We start from the raw sequence: 20,421 nt of genomic DNA on the forward strand, positions 1-20,421 counted from the left end.
TTTTTATCATCATCTATGGTGTCGTTTACTTTTTTTCTGCAATTCGGAGCTTCGCTGAACGGGCACGGTTGTTATGTTCCAGCTCTTGTTCTGATGCAACGATTGGTTTTCTCGTGATCAGCTTCAGTTTTGGTTCAAGTCCTTCTGGAATCACTGGTAGTCCGTGCGGAAGTTCTGGAAGAGAAGACATTTCTTTAAATGTACTTTTACAAATCCGATCTTCAAGTGAATGGAATGTAATGACAGAAATTCTCCCCTTCGGATTGAGTAACTCTATTGCTTGTTCTAGTGCTTCTTCAAATACTTTCAATTCATCATTTACGGCAATTCGGATCGCTTGAAATACTCTTTTCGCTGGATGTCCGCCTTTTCGTCTTGCAGGTGCGGGAATTCCTTCTTTAATAATGTCGACAAGCTCACCTGTTGTTTCAATTGGCGCTTTTTTTCTGGCTTCTTCAATTTTGCGTGCGATTTGCTTGCTGAATTTTTCTTCCCCATATTTGTAGAAAATCCGAACTAGATCTTCAAATGGCCATTCATTCACCACTTGTTTTGCTGACAAAGCAGCGGTTTGATCCATTCGCATGTCAAGAGGTGCATCATGGTGATAACTAAAGCCTCTCTCTGGTGTGTCAAGCTGAGGTGATGAAACCCCAAGATCAAAAATCACACCGTCTACGCTTGTAATTCCTTGTTCATTCAGACGTTCTTTTAAATATCGGAAGTTGCTTTTTATGAAAAGAATGTTCGCTTTAACATGTGCGAGCTTCTCTCGTGCATGATCCAGTGCAGCATCGTCTTGGTCAAACCCAATCAATGTACCTTTTTCTGATAATTGAGATAGTAAATATGAGCTATGACCTGCGCCGCCTAGCGTGCAGTCCACATATGTACCGTCTTCTTTGACGTTTAAACCGTCAACTGTTTCTTTTAATAATACTGTCTCATGTTGAAACATGATGATATGGTCCCACCTTTTTCAAATAGAAATGAATGTGTAGAAAGCTTGCTGCACAAGGGATTATTATATATCAAATCCAATCATGTTTTCAGCAATTTCAGCAAAAGAATCTTCTTGCTCTTCTGTATATTGTTCCCAGATCGACTTACTCCACAACTCAATTCGATTTGAAACGCCGATGACCACACATTCTTTTTCGAGTTTTGCATATTGGAGTAGGTTGGATGCGATGTTAATGCGCCCCTGCTTGTCCAGATCACATTCAACTGCGCCGGAGAAGAAGAACCGGGTAAACGCACGTGCATCTTTTTTCGTTAGCGGCAGCGCTTTGAGTTTCTCTTCAATTAGTTTCCACTCACTCATAGGGTAGCCAAATAAACATTGATCAAGCCCTCTCGTCAGCACAAACTGTTCTCCGAGACCGTCTCTAAATTTAGCAGGGATGATCATGCGCCCTTTTGTATCAATCGTATGTTGGTATTCACCCATGAACATGATATCAGAGCCCCACTTTCTCACCCATACTCTCCACTATCCACCACTTCTCTCCACAAAACTTATTTTACACTGTTTCTACATAAAAAAAAACCCTGAACTAGTCAGGGTTCATTAAAACTTTATTTCAAAGTTTGACAATTTGTTGCTTGTTTTGAAATGAAAATGGCAGATTTTTGAACGTTTTGAAGAATTCTGGACCATATTTGTTTAAAAAGTACATGATATTCCAAATTCTTTCTTGTGGTGCTTCGAGTGGTTTTAAACTATTTTCAATCCGTTCAAAATCTCGAAGGATGTATCCTTCCTTCTCTTCCACACGCTTTGCAACCTTTTGATAAACAAATTGAAGCTGGTCTTCTATAAATTTGGCATTTTTATCTAATAGCTGTTCAAAGCTTGGTTCGATCTCTAGCGCTTCTTGTCTCATGGCCTCGTGAACATTCGCTAATTCACGTTTGGCATGTTGAACCGATTGAACGAAGCTGTCTGGAAGACTTTGCTGAAAGTGCGCATCCTTCTTTTCTTTCACGCCTTTTGTCAGCACCTCTTCAACCGACAATTCTCTTATTGGCAGCTTCTTATCAATATGCCTTTCAAGAATGGTGACGTGCAGTCTTGGAAGAACGGGTGCCATTTTGACATCGAAGTACTCGAAGATGCCTTTCAGCTCACCCCAATAGTTCACTTCACCGTGTCCAGCCATAAAAGCAAGCGTTGGAAGAAGGGCTTCCTGCATCAATGGACGTGTCACCACATTATTGCTAAACCGCTCTGGGTGCTCCTCGACTTCCTGCAAAAGCTCATCTTTTGTCCAAGTAAGCCCCACTTCAGATATAGAAAATTGGCCATTCTCTTGTTCAATGAGGAAACGTTCATCATCATATTCGTAAAACAAGTTGGCTTGATGGTCACCAGCTTCAATAATCGGCTGATACCCCGCTTGTTTCATGGCAGCCTGCGTGTTATTTAAGCGAGCCACGATCGCATCACTCGACTCCACAATTTGCTTGAATAACGTACGTTCAAGTGGCTTCACGCCGAAGTCTCCTGAATTCAATAACAGCAGTCCATCTTCTTCAAATAGATCGCAAACAATCCACTCAAAGAAATCAGTAAACGTTTCTGATTTGCGTAAACATCGAAGAAGCTGATCAAACAAGTCATTGGTGTAAGCAGATTCCTCATAGGTTGAAAATACATCACGAAGCCATCTCTCTGTTTTCTCTTGGTGAAGAGGTGTTCTTTTCGCAGCTGTTTTTTTCACATGATGTAATGGAAGCTTTTGTTTGACTGGGCCTTTTTCGCCAGACGTGTACACAAAGTTAATTTCGTCTACGTCGTGATCTTCACCCGCTACCCAAAAGACCGGAATAACAGGAACGCCAAGCGCTGATTCTTTTTCTTTGGCAAACTGAATAATGGAAATGATTTTATGTATGGTATAAAGCGGACCTGCCAGTAAGCCTGCCTGCTGTCCTCCAACCACCATGACGCTCCGTTCATCACGGATCTTCTCAATATTCTCACGCATCGCAGCCGAATCAAATTTCTCATGATATGCGCTCATATAATCCGCTAAAGCCTCGCGCGGGAAGCTCCTTTCCATGAGATCGTCGTATCTCTTTTTCCATGTGTGCTCAGAATGTATATCATAATCAAAAAAAGCAGTCATCTCTTTTTTTTCTTCTATATAATCACGTATGAATAAATTCTGACTTCGGATGGAAAGTTCAGTCAATTGCATGTTTAGAACTTCCTTTCTTCAATAAATAGTTAGTTTCCCGAAAAAAGTATAGCATGTAAATGAGCTCACTCAAAAGATTTTGTTTGCTTTTTTTCCAATACTTCCAAGCTTCTATTCAAGAAAGTGAGGAACGGCGGCGTCATCCCTTGACCTTGAGCTTTTTTTAAAAGGTAGCCAATGATTGCTTTTCTTTCAGTTTGGCGGCCTTTGACGATATCTTGCAGCATCGACGATTGATTGGCAGCCGTTTGATGACAAATTGATTTCACATGAGCCCATAGACGATCTTTCTCAAGCAACCCTAGAATGGAAACCGCTTCTTCAAATGCACATGTCATCATATGTTCATATGACGGGTTCGATACCAATTCCCCATTATTCACATGTAATAAAGCCGTCAAAGGATTAATACACACATTGACGAGCAGTTTTTCCTCCAGTACTTTCTTCCATTCATCTGTATAAACCATTTGAAAATCGCCCGTTGACAGTTCACTACTCATAGGTCCTTTTTCCTCATGCAGAAATGCTCCCCACTTGATGACACCAATTCCTGTATGATTTACTGCGCGATCAGACACCTTCATTGCGCCATGCTCTACTACACCAATATATAACTGATGTGCCGCTTTCCAGTTCTTTAAATCGAATAAGTGGGCCATTCCGTTCTGCAAAAATAAGATCCGCTGACGAGGCAGTCCTGATAATTCACTTAGAACATCTTGCAGGTGATGATACTTCACTGTCACAATCAGCAAATCAAATATTCCTTTGACTCCCGTATCGGCCCCAACAGCTGATTGAATGGTTTCCCCTCTTACCATTCGTTCAATGCCTAATGCTCGAATTTCTTCTGCCTGCTGTTTTCTTCTTGTAAAGAGGGTGATGTCATGATGCTCTGATAAATAACTGGCACAAAGCAGACCAATCGCACCACCGCCAATGATTCCAATTTTCAATTGCCGCACTTCCCTTTTTCTGTTTACTTCATGTTATCAACTATTTTACCAGTTTCGTGCTACGATGCAAAAAGCAGATAACGCGCTATGATTGAATTTTTTTAATTAAAAAACTATAATAATAAGTGTAAAAACTTTTTTAGGCGGATGGGATGAAAACGCCTTCAATGACATCACTGTCGACATTATGTGTGTAAGGGGGAAGATCACATGACACAAGTAAAACGTCTTCTGATTAACTACAAAACATTAGAGGAATTTAAACAATTTAAGGAATATGGCATACAAGAACTTTCCATGCTTGAAGACCTAGAAAGTAATATGATTGAAAATGACAGCAACTCTCCATTTTATGGGATTTACTTTGGAGATAAGCTTGTGGCACGTATGAGCCTCTATCAAGTAGATGGCTCGACGACGACGTATTTTGACCATAATCATGATTATCTAGAGCTGTGGAAGCTAGAAGTGCTGCCAGGATATCAGCGTAAAGGATACGGCGAAGCGCTTGTTGATTTCGCAAAATCTTTCGGCCTTCCAATTCGAACGAATCCACGCGTCAAATCTGCCAGTTTTTGGGATAAAATGGGCTTTGAAGCGGTGAAATATGATATGGAACGCGATAAAGGAGAAAACCCACTCATTTGGGAGCCTGCACATATTCAAAAGAACACAGGTGAGTCCGCTTAATCATTTTAATCAATAAGAAAACGCCCCTCTTTCCATCTGTGAGGGGCGTTTTCTTATTTTGCGTAATCTTTTAAGCTGATATTCTGTTTGACTCTTTCAACAATACCAATAAGTGCCCGGTAATCTTCTTCTGTCATTTTTAATTGACGCTTCAGCTGTTCATTTTCTTCGGCGAGTGATTTTAATTGATGCTGTGCATCTTTAAGCTCCTCCCGTAAATAAGCTGGACCAGATGGTTCTTTCTCAAGCTGCTCTAGAAACCGAATTACTTCTCGAAGCGTCAGTTCAGTCTGATCAGAAGATGCCTTCTCCTCTATGGTGAACGCATGCTGCGGTAAACCCGAAGAATGGATACCAATTTTTTTACGCAGTTCTTTTCGCTGTTTTTTGGCAAGCTCAATGCCTGCCTGGTACTGCTTTCTGACGTAAGAATTCCACCTGAATCCACATGCTGCTGCTGTTCTTGACAATGCTTTTCCAACCTCTTCAAATGCTGAAAGCTGGGTACCGCCATCTCGGATATGCCTTAAGACAACTTCTGCTAAAAGTAAATCTTCATCTTGTGTCCATGCGTCCTGCCGTGTAATCGTCAACTCATCATCCCCCCTGAATCTGAATACCACATCATATGCGCTTACTAGAGTAGATAGACTATTTGCAGGAGAGAAACCTAAAAAATAGATCAATAAAAAAACGCAAGGGAAGATTCCCTCACGTTTTTTTATCAAGCATTAGTTGCTTTTTACGTCTTTGCCTTTGTATGTTCCGCAAGATTTGCAGACACGATGAGAAATTTTCATTTCACCGCATTCTGGGCAAGCTACCATACCAGGTACTTGTAGTTTGAAATGCGTACGACGCAATCTTTTTTTCATTTTAGAAGTTCTTCTAAAAGGTACAGCCATTATTCCCACCTCCTTAAAGAGTTAAGATTCATTATTTTCTTCTAAGAGCTTCTTCAAGCCTTCCAGACGAGGATCAATTCGGTTTTGATGTGCATCTTCCGAAATGACCGCCCAGTCATTCCCTTCCTGTGGTGCAGCACCTTTTACATCAGCTTGGTCGCAAAAGATTTGCATGGGCACTTCAAGAAGAATTTCTTCCTTGACTATAGGCGTTAAGTCGATGATATCGTCTTCTACAACAGATACGTCTTCATCTTCTATATCGTCTGTCTTATGAAGTACAAATAGTTCTTTTGTTGAAATCGCAAATGGATAATTTACATCAACAAGCGTTCTTGAACAAGGCAATGTCATTTCACCTGTGATGGTTAAATCAAATGCGACTTGCTTTGATTCGATCACTCCAGTCCCTTTCACCTCTACTGGTGAAATACGACGTATATCTGAATGAAGGCTAGTAAGTTCATTTAAGTCAACCGTCTCATGAAAATCGAAGCTGTTTTTAGCTTTTTGATGTAACTGATAAACTGTCCATTTCAATTGTATCACCTCTAAGAGCAACAAACATGATTATAGCTTTCATCATGCTATTTGTCAATATTTTTTCTTTACAGTCCTTCATGACGTCAAAGGGCTGTTTGACATCAGTTCTCGGAATGCCTACACTGAAAAAAATGGTCTTCATTTTTCCCTTATGCTACTGTAGCACAGACCATTTAACCATAGCAAGAAAGGCGGAACATCTATTGAAAGCAGTGGGAGTCGTTGTCGAGTACAATCCATTTCATTATGGGCATGCCTATCATGTGAACCAGGCGAAAAAACAAACCTCCTCAGATGTTGCCATTGCCGTCATGAGCGGTTCTTTCCTCCAGCGCGGGGAGCCTGCCATCGTTTCAAAATGGGCACGTACAAAAATGGCACTGCAAAACGGTGTAGACATTGTGTGTGAGCTTCCATACATATATGCCGTACAAAAGGCAGAAACCTTCGCCAATGGCGCTGTGTCCATCCTCGATGCATTAAAATGCCATTCTCTTTTTTTCGGCAGTGAGGATGGAGAGATCAAAGCATTTGAGCGCACAGCACACGCTTGGCATGAAAAAAAGGCAGAGATTGACCTTTTAACAAAAGAAAAGGTGAAAGAAGGTCTTAGTTATCCCGCAGCAGCAGCAGGTGCGTTTCAAGAGGCCATTCATTCTGAAAACTTACTGGATTTGTCCAAACCAAATAACATTTTAGGCTTTCATTATGTTAAAGCCATCTTAGAGAGAGCTCCTCACATGCAGCCTTTTACGTCTCAAAGAATTGCATCTGATTATCATGATGAAGAACTACCTGACAACCAAAAAATCGCAAGCGCCACAAGTATCCGAAAAGCTTTAAAAGAACAGAGCTCATTTCAAGCAGTCACGCCCTACCTCCCGGACGCTACTTTAAAGCAATTACACGACTATCATTCTTCATATGGTCTTTTACATACGCAAGAAGCCTATTTTCGCTTTCTGAAACATGTCTTTCATACAATGGATACGAGTGAACTAGAGGGCATCTATGAAATTGAAGAAGGCATTGAACACCGCATGCAAAAAGCCATGACACATGCGTCTTCCTACGAGGAGTATCTATCACTTGTCAAAACAAAACGATATACGTGGACAAGGTTACAGCGGATGAATACGCATCTATTGATGAACGTGAAGAAAAAGACGATGCACGAGCTGCTTGAAGAGAAAAAAGCGCCCTATATTCGTTTACTTGGAATGACAAGGAAAGGACAACAGTACCTGTCTCTTGTAAAAAAAGAGTTGGATGTACCACTTGTGAGTAAACTGTCTTCCTTTTCACATCCCGCCCTTGATCTTGATATTCGCGCTTCAAGGGTGTTCAGCCTTCCCATCTGTGAACCCATGCAAACAGAATTAACGAAAGCAGAGTTTAAAACATCACCGATTCGATATGATGAAGAGAGCGGGCTCTTTTCATCTCGATAGAAAAAAGCAGCCTGCAAGTCAGGCTGCTCTTTTTATGATGCTTTCTCTTTTAAATTGTTTAAATAGTTTAGTGCGTCCTGCATGGTATCCACAGGAACGATTTTCATATCACTTTTAATATCTTTTGCTGTTTTGACTGCATTTTTGTAGTCAGAGTTTGGGTCACCTTTATCATTCGGTGCAAAGAAGATGTCTTTTCCTGCTTTGTCTGCTGCAACAACCTTTTGATCAATTCCGCCAATCGGTCCGACTGTACCATCTGCATCAATCGTTCCAGTTCCTGCGATCGCATAGCCATGTGTTTCATCTTCTTTTGTCAGCTGATTGTAAATTTCAAGTGACATCATTAAACCAGCCGATGGACCGCCGATGTTTTCAATATCCACTTTCACAGAAGGAGACACTTTCACATGACGGTCTGTAAATAGTGATACGCCAATTCCTACTCGTTTTGGCTCTTCTTTAAATGGTTTTAACGTCACGTTCTGCGTGATTTCTTTGCCATTACGTTCAAGTACAAAACGGACAGTCGTGCCTGCTTTTTTACTGCTAATATACGAAACCATTTTATCTGCTGACTCATATGTATGGCCGTCGACGCTTTTGATCTTATCGCCCACTTCAATCTTCCCATATGCAGGCATTCCTTTCATCACATAGCTCGCATATACCCCATTAAACGTATAATCTACTTTTTTCCCCGCTTTTGTATAAGCGGCAATCATCGCATTTTCTTGAGAACTTTTCATGAGCTGCAGCTGCCGTTTCATATAATCCTCATCAGACTCTCCGTCCGCTTTAATATTTTCTTCTGGAACGATTTCGTCATACTTGTTCATTTTTGCAAGCAAATACGTATATGGATTGGCTGGACCTACTTTAATGGTCATAAGAGAAAAGCTGCCCTTCTCGCCATATCCTCCGTCTACTTGAATGTGTGGCGCAATTTCTGTTGCATCACCTGGCTTTGTGACGTAATAGGGCAGTTTCACAAAAGTTAAGCCAAATAAGACTAGAACAACAGCAAAAAAGCTGAGCCAGCGAATATTTAATTTTTTCATTCGATTAACACTCCCATTTATCAATGACATCTTTCAGTTTTTCTCTTAGTTGGTCGGCGGCGAGTTCACCTGCTTCAATCATTTCTTGAACCTGTGTAAACGCACTAGAGCTAAAGGTCTCGAGCTTCGGCCGAATCATGAGATCTGCATGAATGGTTTGGTGACGAACCAATTCATTTTGAAGGATGTCCAAACTTTGCATAATGACATCCGATAATCTCGTTGCCTTTTCTGTTTTTTTCACCCTTGATACATCAGAGGCGATAATGAGATCTGCCCCCATTTCTTTCAGAACAGAGACAGGAATGCGGTCCACTACCGCTCCATCCACCAATTGCCTGCCGCCTATTTCATGCGGAACAAACACACCCGGAATGCTAATGCTTGCCCTGACTGCTTGTGAGACAGACCCTTCTTTGAACACAACCTTCTCCCCTGTCTGAAGGTCACAGGCAACAATCGCAAGCGGCACGCGCATTTCTTCAATATTCTTCCCATATGTAAACGTGTGAATCAGCTGCAAAATTCGATTTCCTTTTAACAGACCGATTTTTGGCAGTGTATAGTCAGCATAATACTTTCTTCTGAAGACAAGTGCAAGTTTTTTCATTTTTTCTACGTCTTGTCCTGCCGCATAAAAGCTCCCCACAAGAGCACCAATACTGCTTCCTGCGATCATATCCACCTGAATTCCTTGTTTCTCAAGACTAGATAAAACCCCGATATGCGCCATCCCTCTGGCACCCCCGGAGCCCAGCGCAAGCCCGATAATCGGTCGTTTCATGAATCCACCCTCCTCTTTCTATGCATATATACGAATCTATAGGTCTAAACATGCCCCTTCTCATCGTATAGTAATAGAAGACAGGCTCGGCTAGCATCTCTTTTTCTTTAATCACGAGCTCGCCAATAGATTATAACGGCAAGGGGCGACATCTCCATGAAAAAATGGAACACTCTGTTCATCGCTGCTTTTTTTATCTTTTTAACAGCCACTGTGATTACACATCCACAAGCCTCTTTGCAAGCATCAAAAAATGGACTTGCAATGTGGTGGGAAGTGGTTTTTCCATCGCTGCTACCTTTTTTTATTTTGTCCGAGCTATTAATCAGTTTCGGGATTGTCAGATTTGTCGGCGTATTATTAGAGCCATTTATGCGGCCTATCTTTCGGGTGCCTGGTGTCGGCGGTTTTGTATTAGCGATGGGAATGGCCTCTGGTTTTCCTTCTGGCGCTAAATTGACGACAAGACTTCGGCAGGAAGGACAGCTGACAAGAATTGAAGCAGAACGCCTTGTGTCATTTACCAATTCTTCAAACCCTTTGTTCATTTTTGGAGCAGTGGCTGTAGGATTTTTTCATCACCCAGCTTTAGGCATTGTGTTAGCCTGTGCACATTATTTAGGAAATCTCGCGGTTGGGGTGACGATGCGCGGATATAAAGCACGTCATGATGCGCACCTCAGAAGCCGAAAAGGATTTTTATTGCCTCCAATTCGAGAAGCATTCAGCGCTCTTCATACGGCAAGACTCGCAGAAAAAAGACCACTTGGCCAAATATTAAGTGACGCTGTCATGTCATCTGTTCAAACGCTCTTTATGATTGGCGGCTTTATCATTTTATTTTCTGTCTTTAGTCAAATGCTCGCTGTTGTGCATGTAACAGATCTTCTCTCTATCGGGATCGGTTATATACTGATAACGATGCATCTTCCGCCAGAATTAGATCTAGCCATGATTGCGGGTCTATTTGAAATCACATTAGGAAGTCAGCTCACAGGGTCACAAGAGGTTTCCCTGCTCGCTAAAACAATTGTGGTCAGCTTTATTTTAGGATTTAGCGGATTCTCCGTTCAAGCTCAGGTAGCTGGGATATTGGCAGCCACCGATATACGCTTTAAACCGTTTTTCTTCGCCCGTTTGCTTCACGGTATTTACGCAGCCGTCTTTGCCTTTCTGTTATTCAAACCCCTTTACGTCTCTAAAGCAGACATGGCGCTTCCAGCAGGGGCATTTGAAGCAAGCGAGCAAGTCGTGATGTTTAGCAGCGTGTTATGGAATCAGCTTGTATCTGCTGGTCCTCTCATCACCTTGTTCAGTCTGATCGTGTATATTGCGCTCTATTATCAGAAATTAAAAAATGGATGAGTGCACAGTGCACTCATCCATTAAATTTTTCTTTCAGCGCAGCTTCGACCTCTTGCGGTACAAGCTCTTTGACTGATCCATGATACTTCGCTACTTCTTTAACAATGCTTGAACTTAAGAAAGAGTATTGATTATTCGTCATCATAAAGAACGTTTCAATGTCATCATTCAACACTTTGTTCATTGATGTCCCTTGCATCTCGTATTCAAAGTCCGTCACCGCTCTAAGTCCGCGCAAAATGACTTTCGCCTCTTTTTGTTTCGCATAATCAACGAGCAGTCCATGAAAGGATTCCACTTTGATATTTGGTAGCTCCTTTGTTGCTTGACGAATGAGTTCACATCGCTCTTCAACAGTAAAAAGCGGCTTTTTTGACGAGTTATTAAGGACGCACACATATACTTCATCAAAAATCTTTGCCCCTCTTTTGATAATATCCAAATGGCCCAATGTGACTGGATCGAAGCTACCCGGACAAACGGCTATATTCCCCATGCTTTAATTTCCCCGCTTTCTATAGATCGTAATGCCAGTCATTCCGTACATTTCCTGCCTTGAGATATGTAGCTGTCCTGCTTCCTCTGGCAGTGTCACATCTTTATCGTGCTCACACACAATGACGCCATCATCTGCTAATAAGGAATGCTCATCAATCGTATCAAGAAGTGCTTTCAACTTTTGATCTTTATACGGCGGATCAAGGAAGATGGCTTGAAATGATTCTTCTCGCTTCACTACAGCAGCGAGTGCACGGTTTGCATCATTTCGAAACACTTCACTTTGATCCATCAGCGACAATTGATTCAAGTTGCCTTTAATCGTCTGAATCGCCTTCATATCTCGATCCACAAATATACAATGATCGAACCCTCTAGAAAGCGCTTCAATACCTAAACCACCACTTCCAGCAAATAAATCAAGGGCCCATCCCCCATCAAAATACGGTCCAATCATATTAAAAATGGATTCTTTTACTTTATCTGTTGTTGGTCTTGTTGATTGGCCGGGTACGGCTTTCAGCGTGCGGCCTTTTTTTGTTCCAGAAATCACTCTCATTTTTTCCACCACTTTTTCTGCTTGCATCTATTGAATATTGTTTGATGACAAAAAATTCAACATTATCTTACCATATCCACTCCACATGGGACAATGCACTGAATTCCATTTATTTTCTATGTATAGATCACAAAAGAGAGGGTCATACTACTGTTAACAGCATCTGATGTGGTGCTGTTGCCAACCGCGGAGAAGACTTACGTTTCCCCATAAGTTCTTCCTCCGGTTTCTCCTCTCCCTTTGCCTTCTCCTTAATGAATCATTAAGAATAGAAGGACCCCGCGGGTGATGCCGCGGGGGTTTTTTTGTGTCTTTAAAAGCCCACCTTATAGTCATACTCTTTTGCTTTGTCCAATTTCGATTCGTACTCTAATTTAATAAAAGGTTTATAGGAAGGCTCAACACGTTTCACAAATGGCAATGAACTGAGCTTTGCCATGTGGCGCTCAAGATCATTCATATCACAATAAATCACTGCATATTTCATTTTCCTTGAAATATAGTGAACATTCCCAAATTTCCTTAGCGCTTTTGACTGCTTTAACGAATGCAGCCAAACGACCATCCCTTGACGTTTGGTATCCATCTTTTCACCTGCCGCTTTTCAATTCTTTCCGTTCATTATGTAAAAGACGAGACGTTCAAGTCTCGTCAAGATACTTTACAGCCACAGCTGCCTCCTGATCCACAGCCACCGCCGCATGATGATAGACCATCAAAATATGGGTTCCCTGTTGGAACTTTAATATATGCTGATACAGCTTGACCGATTTCAATACTAATCTCATCTAAGATGGATTGAATCGCTGTTTCTGCTTTTTTGAAATCAACCACTGTATCGTGAAGATCTAGCTTTCTTTTGACCTCACGCATTTCTTTTGAGATCGTTCTATAGTCCGGATGGTATTTGCCGAACCGCTGCACATCTTCATATTGCTCTTTTACTTTTGTAAAATGGGCAATAATTTGTTGGGCTTCTTCGTCTTGCTGGAGACGCTTAAAGCAGTTGCGGTAATGTTCAGCCTCCTCCGACTGAAGAATCATGGCAGCCAATTGATTTGCTTCCTCTTGGAGCTCCACAGATTCGATTGTCGCATACATAAATGTTGCACCTCCAATTCATAGTTTACCACGAAACCTATGGATCAGAAAATGCTTTTACGTGACAAATACATCCCATGTCTCTCTTTTCTGCTTATATTCAGGGTGACGAGAATTTAGCACAACGGTCATTTTATGCTTTCCTTTTGAAAGGTGCTTGACCACAAACGCCGCAGTATACTCATTGCCTGCCCGTTTCCCGTCTACATACACAGTAAAATACCCCGCCTTCTTATCCTTTTTCAAGGGTGAAGGTTCAAGGTGAAAATCTTGAAGTGTACTTTCTATATACACAACAGATCCCTGCACTTTGTATTTTAAAAAGCCTTGCTGCTTCATTTCACTTTGCGTCTGCTGCATGACTGGTATTGCTGGTTCTTGCCTAGTTACTTGCTCTTGATCATGTTGACTTTGACATCCGGTGAGAAGAAAAAGCAATGCGCATATTGACAGCATCCATTTCATGTTCTGATTCTCCTTTCGTCTACTTTCATAGGATGCTCATGAAATAGACATCTTAATCAACTCAAAAAAAGCCTTACCCGGCTCCATTTTGATTGCGCATTGCTTGGAACATCTGGATCATCATTTCAGCCATTTGGACACTATTGCTCAACTGGCTTACACGATGAGGAATGGTTTTTTCGTAAAAGTTCATTTTATCTAATTCAAACGAAGTGACATTTTCAGGATGCCGCGTTAACTGTCTATACCAGAGTGGGCGCTGCCTGATGAATTTGATTCGATCCTCTTCGGCCATGACAAACTCTTGTACTTCTCTCCGCACCAAAAGCATCCCCTTTCAATTAATCTTTCCTGAAGGAGAATGGGTGCTGGCTGCCTCCAGATGAACCCTTCTTTGAGCTATTTGATGAAAATTGACCGAGTAAGCTTTGTAAAGAGGAAATAGACTGGCTCATTTTATTAATTTGTTCATTCATTTGATCAGCGTCCATTTTTTTCACTGCAGAAACCATTTTAGACATAAAATCTGCTTTTCCCGGTTCACTTTGCTTAGTGGCTTTTTCTTCTTTTGCTTCTTCCGTTTGTGTTTGCCGGTAAGGAGACCACATGTCATCTTCCTCACCAAACATGACCCAATTCTCGTATAAACTTTGCCAGCTTTTTTCTTGCGTCTGCACTTCTTGAATTAATTTCGGATGGCGTCTGACGAACTGTTTAAATTCATCAATGGATGTTTGCTTTTGCTTATTTGTCATATCCTCACCCCCCATACAAATGCCTACTATACTATATACATCTGGGTCTATTTTGGTGAGCCCTTTTCATAAAAAAACAGCCGCTATCTGTACGCAGCTGTTTAGAGGATTAAGACGTTTTCTTAATGAAGTTTTGTGTATAGTACTTTTCTTTCACACCAACGCCAAGGTGCGTGTAATCTTGATTTAACAATGCCTTCCGGTGACCTTCGCTATTTAGCCAGCCTTCTACAGCTGCAGGGCCATCAACATAATTATATGCAATGTTTTCCCCCGCAAGCTGAAATGCGACCTCGCCTCTTTCTAACCGGTCTTTCAGCGTGCCGTATTTTTTAGATTCATGGGAGAAATAATGATGATCTTTCATGTCCTCACTATGCATGAATGCCACTTCAGAGGTTTCATCGTCCCACTTTAAGGTCGGCAGTTTGTACTTATGGCGGATAATATTGGTCATATCAAAAATTTGTTTTTGACTCGACGCTTCAATATCCTTCCATTTTTCACCTGATATCGCCTCAGGTTCAATTAATTGGCCTCGATAGACGACTTCATACGGCTTTTGTTTGACAAATGTATCTGCGTTAAAGGCTCTAATGCTCGAAAGAGTGCTTTCAAACTTATCCATGTAGAGCTGGACATACACATCATCTCCCACTTTCACCGTCGGCCTGGTATTCATATCATCTTCTGAGAATTCAAAGCGATATGAATTTCCCTCGTCCTCTACATGAATGTAAGGAGCGATTTGTGTTTTTTTAAACACTTCACTTGTGGCTTGACCGATTTTAAACGGCTCCACATTCAGCCCATCCCCTGTCGCAAACAAGGTCACCACTTTACTGTCCTTTACCCCTACTTGAATATAGTGTTTCTTCGATTGATTGTATATCCACCAGTCATAATCATATGCGGAAGGATCAATGCGATCTGGTTCCCCTAGCTGTTTAAGCACTTCGTTTGAAGACTTCCCCATAAAGGACATGAGCCCTTTTTTCGGAATGTTGATCGGCTTATCGCTAGATGTTTCTTCATTAGACACCTTCGGCTCATTGCTGTTTTCTTTTTCTGGTGAAGATCCATATTGAATAAACAGAACGTACGTTCCAGATATAATCAGGAGGATGAAGAGTGTTTTCAGCACAGTTTTCAAATAAACACCTCCGTTAAATTGGCAAGGTACAAAAAGTACCTTCTACTGTCATTTAAACAAAACTTGCTCCATTTATCAACGACAATACAGCCTATTTAACACGAATTTAAAATATGCCACTCCTAATGAAGAAATCCTTGGCCATGATCCTGGTCTTGTTGAGAGATCTCCGTCAGAGCATCACCTGCACGATCGTTTGATAAATCTTCAACTGATAAATCCCCAAGGGCTACGATTCCTGTGAGTGCCCCATTTTTGACAACCGGGATACGGCGGAGCTGATGTTCTGACATCAACCGGACAATTTCTTCTAGGGTTGCATCTTCTTCAGCTGTCAAAACTTCCTTCGTCATGAGGACACCAACCTCTTGTGAGTTCGGCTTTTTCTCAGCAATACCTCTAAGTACAAGGTCGCGGTCTGTGACAATACCAACAAGCTGATCTCCGTCGACTACTGGAATGGCACCAATGTCAGCATCTTTCATTTTGACTGCCGCTTCATACGCATTGTCGTCCTTTCGCAACGTCACTACTTTTTTCGTCATGATATCTTTGATTTTTTTCGTTTTCACGTTGATTCCTCCATCCGTTATTTTCTTTATTACTGTAACCAGCTTATAAAAGAACATACCTTTCACAGTTGAAAGTTTAACGCTTTCATACTATGATTGTCAGTAAAGGGAATTTTTATAAGGAGGGGTTTTGGGTGAAGTTTGAAGGTACGGGGATTGAAAAGGTATCAGCTGACTTAAATAAATTGGATTTCATTATGGAAAGTGAAGGATTTGTACGAGCCGATCAATGGGATTATGAGCGTGTGACGTACGACAGGAAGTATAACATGGTAGAGGGGACGTTTTACTTACGGATCTCTGGCTACGCCACTGAAGGAGATGTTGGCTCCAAAAAAGCCCACATCCAGCTGCTGACACCTTTACTTGGAAAACACTATTATCCACATGGTGTTGAATATGGAGAAGGCGAAGACTTCCCTAAATCTCTTATTCAATCAAGCAAAAAAACGCTGAACCAATTAAAAGAAAAACTAGAAGCGATAACTGCTGAAGCATAAAAAGCACAGCCCCTGCGGCTGTGCTTTTCATTTATTCATATTTCGGAATGAGCGCATCTGGTACGGCATCTTTCGCTCTTTCTTTTCTCGCCCAGTCAAAGAAGACAACAGCAAGAATCGATCCGTATACAATCTCTTGAATGATTTTCATCAAAATAGCACCTAGCTGCTGATCTTCTAGCAGCGGCAATGTATGAAACATGTCAGGTCCCGTAAGCGCAAGACCAGCAAGCATATCACTCGGTACGCATAGGTGCAGTGCTTGTATCCATGCGCCGGCATCTGAATAAGTGGCATAGATAGGCGCTTCACTAAACATAATGAGTGCGCAGGCAGGTGTCATTAAAATCCCATCTGCCATAATATATCCAAGCTTTAAAATGCCTGTAATCTGCGGCTGACTTTGCACTTTATGGACAAGCGGCCACCACATGAAAAAGGCAGCGATAAAAATGACAACCGTCATCAATGCGTGATAAAACGGATCTGTTTTAACAAAATCGAACACAAGCGGAATATGATACAGCGAAAACAACCCGTTAAATCCGAGCAAGGCAATCAACGGCTTAGAAAACAAGCGGAAAATCGGCTGAATACCCCGTGTTTGAATGATCCGCTCCCAAATCGCCGCAGGTAAACCTGTAATAAGAAGCGGCGGGATGACCAAATAGAGCACTGCCATTTGCGCCATATGCGCACTGAACATAATATGCCCCATTAAATCAATCGGGCTTCCCTTCACTGCGTAAAGCAACACAAGCCCCGTGAGAAATAGCGTTTTCTCTTTCACCGTCGCACGGTGCTTTCCCTTCGTCACGAGAAGCAGATAAAAAGCGGCTGCTGCTACAATACATGTCAAATAGTAAGGACTCCATAATGCACGAAATCCAAATATCTCTAAGTTTTCCATTGCTGCGCCTCCTTCAAGGGCAAAGCGAGCTTACCACCAAATAATGGTCAAAAAGGCTAAAACGGTAATAAACGCGACAAACACACCTGAGTAAAGAAACAACGCGGGTGTTTCATGCCCTTTTTGGTTCATGTGCATAAAATAATAAAGCTGAAAAGCGACCTGAATCACTGCAAGCAGTAAAATAAAAGGGACAGCGAACCAATTTCCGACATCTTCAGAGGCGATTGTTAAAAAGGCAACAAACGTTAAACCAATCATCAAGCCGAAAGAAATGAGCTGATGCTTCATTTCTTCGGCATTTTTCTTTTTCCGATAGACAAGATCGACTTTGGACTGATTTGTGTTTTTATTTCCCATTCTTATCCCACCATTCCCATTAAATATACAACGGTAAAGATGAAGACCCACACAACATCAATGAAGTGCCAATAAAGGCTCGCCACATAATATTTTGGTGCATTGTATAAATCGAGTCCGCGTCTCATATTCCGAATCATCAGAGCGGTGATCCAGCAAAGTCCAAATGCGACGTGAGCCCCGTGTGTTCCAACAAGCGTATAGAAGGAAGAGCCAAGTGCAGAGCTCGTAATGGTAAATTCATACGCATGCACATAATGATAAAACTCATAAATTTCTACCCCTAAAAATCCAGCACCTAAAAGAACGGTTACACCTAGCCAAAGCTGCATTTTTTTAAAGGCAAAGTTTTTCATATGATACATAGCATACACACTCGTTAAACTGCTCGTTAACAGAAGCATTGTGGCAATAAAGACAAGTGTGAGGTCAAACATTTCAGTTGTTGTTGCGCCGCCTGCATTTGAATTTTTCAGCGCCAAATAAGTGGCAAACAAAGATGCAAACAGGACCGTTTCTCCCCCAAGAAACAACCAGAACCCGACGAACTTATTCTTTCCTTCTAACGTGGCTTTCTCAGGAGAAGCCGGAAAGGTTTCCGCTGTCATTTTTTGTGGTTCCATTATGCTTTCACCCCTTTGTCATCGTCATCCGTCAAATCTTCTTTGTGAATATGGTATCCATGATCATCTTTAAGAGAGCGAACGAGCATGGTCGCAAACGTGATCCCAAGACCAATGAAGATCACCGGTAGACCCCAGCTGTGTTCTTGACGATACATAAAACCAAACGCTGACACAAATAGACCGAATGAGATAATGATAGGCAAGATGGAATTATTCGGCATGTGAATATCATCGAGCGGTTCAGATGCTGTCATTCCTTTTTTACCATCCATTTTCTCAATCCATAATGGATCAAGTCCCCGTACAAGAGGCAGCTGCTTAAAGTTATATTCTGGCGGAGGTGAAGATACTGCCCATTCAAGCGTTCTTCCATCTCCCCAAGGATCGCCCGATACACGCTCTCCTTTTGCTGTCGTCCAGATGATATTAATCAGCATGATCACAACTGCTACAAACATGAACAGTGCCCCAATCGTACTGACCAAGTTCCCCAGGTCTAGACCCTGACCTGGCAAGAATGTAAAGACTCGGCGCGGCATGCCCCAAAGACCGAGAAAATGCTGGATAAAGAACGTTAAATGGAAACCGACGAAAAACAGCACAAAGCCAATTTTCCCAAGCTTCTCATTCAGTATTTTCCCAAACATCTTCGGCCACCAATAATGCACACCAGCTAAAATACCGAAGACCACACCACCGATAATGACATAGTGGAAATGCGCCACAACAAAGTACGTGTCATGGAACTGATAATCCGCTGCTGCTGCTGCAAGCATGACGCCGGTTACACCGCCAAGTAAGAATGACGGAATGAACGCAACTGAATATAGCATCGGCGTTGTAAACTTCACATTACCGCCCCATATGGTGAGCAACCAGTTAAATACTTTAATTCCAGTTGGCACCGCAATCGCCATTGTGGCTACGGCAAAGATCGCATTGGCAATTGGACCAAGTCCTGTTGTGAACATGTGATGCGCCCACACCATGAATCCAAGGAAACCAATTAATACAGTCGCAAACACCATGGACGAATAACCAAACAATCTTTTTCTTGCAAACACCGGAATGATCTCAGAGAAAATCCCAAATGCCGGCAAAATCAAGATATACACTTCTGGGTGTCCAAAAATCCAGAACAAATGCTCCCAGATGATTGTATTTCCGCCGAGCTCTGGATTAAAAAAGCTCGTATCAAACATTCGATCAAGCATCAGCATCGCAAGTCCTGCTGTCAGCGGCGGGAATGCGAATAAAATTAGTGCAGATGCCACAAACGTCGTCCAGGTAAAGAGCGGCATTCTCATATACGTCATACCTGGCGCTCTCATATTAATAATCGTTGCAAGAAAGTTGATTCCGGCAATTAGCGTACCAATACCCGCTATCTGCAACCCTAAAATATAGAAATCCATGCCGTGCCCTTCTGAATTCAGCGTGAGCGACGCATAGGCAGTCCAGCCTGCATCAGGTGCTCCGCCCATAAACCATCCAAGGTTTAAGAAAATTCCTCCGAAAAAGAACAACCAAAAACCAAGTGAATTCACAAATGGAAACGCTACGTCACGTGCACCAATTTGAATGGGTACAACCGCGTTCATTAATGCAAATAAAAGCGGCATTGCTGCAAGGAAAATCATCGTTGTTCCATGCATCGTCATGACTTCATTGTAAAACCCTGCACTCACAAAATCATTTTCAGGGATGGCTAGCTGAATACGGATAATCATCGCTTCCAGGCCACCAATTAAAAAGAAAAATCCCCCTGCCACTAAATATAGTATGGCAATTTTTTTGTGGTCAACCGTCGTTAAGTAATCCCATAAGACAGCGCCAAACCCCCGCTTTTTAGCTATTGTACTCACCATGAAATCCCCCTCTTATCTCCCATTTGCCCCTTTTCATATCAATGTCTATCTTCACGTTCTAAAAACAGACTATATCTGACAGATGACTTATTC

The 20,421-nt window shown here is 41.9% G+C and carries 26 protein-coding genes; 4 read left to right on the forward strand and 22 right to left on the reverse strand.

The window, feature by feature from the left end; translation table 11 throughout:
- Positions 1-25 precede the first annotated feature (25 nt).
- The 4 genes from rsmH to N521_RS16030 form a co-directional block, all read right to left on the reverse strand.
- A complete protein-coding gene (gene rsmH, locus N521_RS16015) occupies positions 26-958 on the reverse strand; it encodes a 16S rRNA (cytosine(1402)-N(4))-methyltransferase RsmH (RefSeq protein WP_035392149.1) in 933 nt (310 codons plus the stop codon).
- A gap of 66 nt (positions 959-1,024) precedes the next feature.
- Positions 1,025-1,456 carry a division/cell wall cluster transcriptional repressor MraZ gene (gene mraZ / locus N521_RS16020; protein WP_003211163.1) on the reverse strand — a complete coding sequence of 144 codons (432 nt, stop codon included), beginning with the start codon at positions 1,454-1,456 and terminating at the stop codon, positions 1,025-1,027.
- A 127-nt stretch (positions 1,457-1,583) separates the two neighbouring features.
- Positions 1,584-3,203 (reverse strand): bacillithiol biosynthesis cysteine-adding enzyme BshC, encoded by a 1,620-nt coding sequence (gene bshC, locus N521_RS16025; RefSeq protein ID WP_035392150.1) that lies wholly within the window; start codon positions 3,201-3,203, stop codon positions 1,584-1,586.
- 65 nt (positions 3,204-3,268) lie between these two features.
- Entirely contained in the window at positions 3,269-4,162 is an 894-nt protein-coding gene (locus tag N521_RS16030) for a 2-dehydropantoate 2-reductase (RefSeq protein ID WP_035392152.1), read from the reverse strand.
- 210 nt (positions 4,163-4,372) lie between these two features.
- Between N521_RS16030 and N521_RS16035 the strand changes: the two genes are divergently transcribed.
- A complete protein-coding gene (locus tag N521_RS16035; protein WP_008345006.1) occupies positions 4,373-4,852 on the forward strand; it encodes an N-acetyltransferase in 480 nt (159 codons plus the stop codon).
- A gap of 53 nt (positions 4,853-4,905) precedes the next feature.
- Here the strand turns inward: N521_RS16035 and gerR are convergent, their stop codons facing one another.
- From gerR to N521_RS16050, 3 genes are all read right to left on the reverse strand, one after another.
- On the reverse strand, positions 4,906-5,445 hold the full coding sequence (gene gerR / locus N521_RS16040) for a sporulation-specific transcriptional regulator GerR (protein ID WP_008345007.1): 540 nt from the start codon (positions 5,443-5,445) through the stop codon (positions 4,906-4,908).
- Positions 5,446-5,583: 138 nt separating this feature from the next.
- Positions 5,584-5,757, reverse strand: a complete 174-nt coding sequence (gene rpmF / locus N521_RS16045) for a 50S ribosomal protein L32 (RefSeq protein ID WP_008354700.1) — start codon at positions 5,755-5,757, stop codon at positions 5,584-5,586.
- A 21-nt stretch (positions 5,758-5,778) separates the two neighbouring features.
- Entirely contained in the window at positions 5,779-6,297 is a 519-nt protein-coding gene (locus N521_RS16050) for a YceD family protein (RefSeq protein WP_008345010.1), read from the reverse strand.
- A 206-nt stretch (positions 6,298-6,503) separates the two neighbouring features.
- Between N521_RS16050 and N521_RS16055 the strand changes: the two genes are divergently transcribed.
- Positions 6,504-7,751 carry a nucleotidyltransferase gene (locus tag N521_RS16055; RefSeq protein WP_442852762.1) on the forward strand — a complete coding sequence of 416 codons (1,248 nt, stop codon included), beginning with the start codon at positions 6,504-6,506 and terminating at the stop codon, positions 7,749-7,751.
- 32 nt (positions 7,752-7,783) lie between these two features.
- Here the strand turns inward: N521_RS16055 and N521_RS16060 are convergent, their stop codons facing one another.
- A complete protein-coding gene (locus N521_RS16060) occupies positions 7,784-8,812 on the reverse strand; it encodes a SepM family pheromone-processing serine protease (protein ID WP_035392157.1) in 1,029 nt (342 codons plus the stop codon).
- Between the two features lie 4 nt (positions 8,813-8,816).
- On the reverse strand, positions 8,817-9,596 hold the full coding sequence (locus tag N521_RS16065) for a patatin-like phospholipase family protein (protein ID WP_008345016.1): 780 nt from the start codon (positions 9,594-9,596) through the stop codon (positions 8,817-8,819).
- A 156-nt stretch (positions 9,597-9,752) separates the two neighbouring features.
- Between N521_RS16065 and ylbJ the strand changes: the two genes are divergently transcribed.
- The gene (ylbJ, locus tag N521_RS16070; protein ID WP_017367185.1) at positions 9,753-10,961 is read left to right on the forward strand and encodes a sporulation integral membrane protein YlbJ; all 1,209 of its coding nucleotides are present in this window, start codon (positions 9,753-9,755) and stop codon (positions 10,959-10,961) included.
- A gap of 13 nt (positions 10,962-10,974) precedes the next feature.
- Here ylbJ and coaD read toward each other — a convergent pair whose 3' ends face one another.
- The 9 genes from coaD to N521_RS16115 all read right to left on the reverse strand — a co-directional run bounded on the left by coaD (position 10,975) and on the right by N521_RS16115 (position 16,037).
- Complete coding sequence (gene coaD, locus N521_RS16075) at positions 10,975-11,457, reverse strand: pantetheine-phosphate adenylyltransferase (RefSeq protein ID WP_007499803.1); 483 nt, start codon at positions 11,455-11,457, stop codon at positions 10,975-10,977.
- Between the two features lie 3 nt (positions 11,458-11,460).
- Complete coding sequence (rsmD, locus tag N521_RS16080) at positions 11,461-12,018, reverse strand: 16S rRNA (guanine(966)-N(2))-methyltransferase RsmD (RefSeq protein ID WP_007499805.1); 558 nt, start codon at positions 12,016-12,018, stop codon at positions 11,461-11,463.
- Positions 12,019-12,331: 313 nt separating this feature from the next.
- Complete coding sequence (locus tag N521_RS16085) at positions 12,332-12,604, reverse strand: YlbG family protein (RefSeq protein ID WP_008345023.1); 273 nt, start codon at positions 12,602-12,604, stop codon at positions 12,332-12,334.
- A 65-nt stretch (positions 12,605-12,669) separates the two neighbouring features.
- Entirely contained in the window at positions 12,670-13,119 is a 450-nt protein-coding gene (locus tag N521_RS16090) for a regulatory iron-sulfur-containing complex subunit RicF (RefSeq protein WP_007499807.1), read from the reverse strand.
- Between the two features lie 57 nt (positions 13,120-13,176).
- On the reverse strand, positions 13,177-13,584 hold the full coding sequence (locus N521_RS16095; protein ID WP_035392159.1) for a hypothetical protein: 408 nt from the start codon (positions 13,582-13,584) through the stop codon (positions 13,177-13,179).
- A gap of 73 nt (positions 13,585-13,657) precedes the next feature.
- Positions 13,658-13,906 (reverse strand): YlbE-like family protein, encoded by a 249-nt coding sequence (locus N521_RS16100; RefSeq protein WP_017359376.1) that lies wholly within the window; start codon positions 13,904-13,906, stop codon positions 13,658-13,660.
- A 19-nt stretch (positions 13,907-13,925) separates the two neighbouring features.
- The gene (locus N521_RS16105; RefSeq protein WP_035392162.1) at positions 13,926-14,339 is read right to left on the reverse strand and encodes a YlbD family protein; all 414 of its coding nucleotides are present in this window, start codon (positions 14,337-14,339) and stop codon (positions 13,926-13,928) included.
- Positions 14,340-14,448: 109 nt separating this feature from the next.
- Positions 14,449-15,492, reverse strand: a complete 1,044-nt coding sequence (locus N521_RS16110; protein WP_008345031.1) for a CAP domain-containing protein — start codon at positions 15,490-15,492, stop codon at positions 14,449-14,451.
- 122 nt (positions 15,493-15,614) lie between these two features.
- The gene (locus tag N521_RS16115; protein ID WP_035392645.1) at positions 15,615-16,037 is read right to left on the reverse strand and encodes a CBS domain-containing protein; all 423 of its coding nucleotides are present in this window, start codon (positions 16,035-16,037) and stop codon (positions 15,615-15,617) included.
- A gap of 161 nt (positions 16,038-16,198) precedes the next feature.
- Between N521_RS16115 and N521_RS16120 the strand changes: the two genes are divergently transcribed.
- Positions 16,199-16,564, forward strand: coding sequence for a YugN family protein (locus N521_RS16120; protein ID WP_008345035.1), 366 nt, complete (start codon positions 16,199-16,201; stop codon positions 16,562-16,564).
- A gap of 31 nt (positions 16,565-16,595) precedes the next feature.
- Here the strand turns inward: N521_RS16120 and ctaG are convergent, their stop codons facing one another.
- The 4 genes from ctaG to ctaD are packed head-to-tail and all read right to left on the reverse strand — an operon-like array spanning position 16,596 to position 20,328.
- Entirely contained in the window at positions 16,596-17,474 is an 879-nt protein-coding gene (gene ctaG, locus N521_RS16125; protein ID WP_017367183.1) for a cytochrome c oxidase assembly factor CtaG, read from the reverse strand.
- Positions 17,475-17,504: 30 nt separating this feature from the next.
- Positions 17,505-17,834: a cytochrome c oxidase subunit IVB gene (gene ctaF / locus N521_RS16130; RefSeq protein ID WP_003211520.1), complete on the reverse strand. Its 330-nt coding sequence runs from the start codon at positions 17,832-17,834 to the stop codon at positions 17,505-17,507.
- A gap of 2 nt (positions 17,835-17,836) precedes the next feature.
- Entirely contained in the window at positions 17,837-18,457 is a 621-nt protein-coding gene (gene ctaE, locus N521_RS16135; protein ID WP_007499822.1) for a cytochrome c oxidase subunit III, read from the reverse strand.
- A complete protein-coding gene (gene ctaD, locus N521_RS16140) occupies positions 18,457-20,328 on the reverse strand; it encodes a cytochrome c oxidase subunit I (RefSeq protein WP_007499823.1) in 1,872 nt (623 codons plus the stop codon). Before ctaD ends, ctaE begins: the two co-directional genes overlap by 1 nt.
- Positions 20,329-20,421: the final 93 nt, after the last annotated feature.

It is taken from the genome of Bacillus sp. UNC125MFCrub1.1 (assembly GCF_000701305.1).
Lineage (GTDB): Bacteria > Bacillota > Bacilli > Bacillales > Bacillaceae > Bacillus > Bacillus altitudinis.